The 1,276-nt window shown below is 42.2% G+C and carries 2 protein-coding genes; one reads left to right on the top strand and one right to left on the bottom strand.

Features of this window, described 5'->3' with window-relative positions:
• On the top strand, positions 1–698 hold a 698-nt coding region (locus A3766_RS02060), incomplete at its 5' end, for an EAL domain-containing protein (RefSeq protein ID WP_156508617.1).
• Positions 699–980: 282 nt separating this feature from the next.
• On the opposite strand, the gene A3766_RS31800 is transcribed toward A3766_RS02060, so the two are convergent.
• On the bottom strand, positions 981–1,276 hold a 296-nt coding region (locus tag A3766_RS31800), incomplete at its 5' end, for a hypothetical protein (RefSeq protein ID WP_231882810.1).

The following is a 1,276-nucleotide window of genomic DNA, read 5'->3' as shown; positions in this document are numbered from 1 at the left end:
ATTTGTTTATACTCCACTTCCAGAGCATGAAAGGCCTCCAAAAACACTGTAGTGGCGGTGCACACGGCGAGTTTCTGGTTCGACTTAATGATGACTCAGAACTGATTTACCCCGGCTCCTTTATTCCCGCAGCCGAGCGCTACAAACTTATGCCACGTTTACATAGATGGGTGGTAAAAAATGCGTTTAAGTACTTGGCTGAATCAGGTTTAGGGTATCAGGATCAAGGAACATTTTTCATCAACTTGTCAGGTAATTCACTTAGTGACGCCTCTTTCTTTGAAGATATTCGGCATTTACTAAAAGAGTTTGAGTTCATTCCTGAACGTATTTGCTTCGAGATTACCGAAACCAGTGCTATCGACAACCTTAAGGATGCCGTAGAGTTTATTTCCGAGATCAGAGAAGAAGGTTTTAAATTTGCACTCGATGACTTTGGTGCTGGGATGAGCTCCTTTTCTTATCTTAAGAAGATTCCAGTAGATTATCTGAAAATTGATGGCAGCTTTGTCTTGAACTTGTTACACGATCCGATTGATCGTGGAATTGTTGAAGCTTGCAATGGTATTAGCCATGCAGCGGGCTTGCAGACCATTGCGGAATTTGTAGAAAACCAGGAAACCGCCGACGCACTAAAAGAAATTGGTGTAGACTTCGCTCAAGGCTTTGGTATCGAAAGGCCTGGCCCACTTCAATAACGTACTATTTGCTCCCAATGTAAGATATTTCCTACATGCTTTTGCATTATCACCTACATACTGAAGGCAAGAACATGCGTAATATTCATTTCCATCAGGACGACGCTGATTGTCAGGACGATGACAGCAACATATGGATATGGACAAGGAAGTAAACAAGGAAGGCTGGTTACCTAAGGAATGGTAAGGGAAGCACCTATTCAAAATGCCGCATTTTTATGCGGCATTTTTCGTTTAAGACCCGAAATTAAGCACTAAGACACTCAAACACCGCATAAATTCTTACAAGCCAAACTTATGTTTTAAGATCTCCAGCCCTTCGTCACTATAGGCCGCATCAATGGATTTGAGGTTTTCTGAGGTTATCAAGGTCTCATAGGCATGGATAATATCGTAAATCCACTTCCCGGGAATGAAGCGGGTAATTTGCTGCTCTGTTATGGTTTCTTGCTCGCCTTCTAAATCCAAATGTAGCGTAAGAACCTCTTCTCCAGAAGACAATAAAAGCGATAAGTTTGAGCTTTTGAAAGTTTCCCCATAAAAGCTTATGCAAGCACCCGCCCTATCCGCAAACTGAA

This window comes from Oleiphilus sp. HI0132, from assembly GCF_001635845.1.
This window is presented reverse-complemented; position numbering and strand designations above follow the sequence as displayed.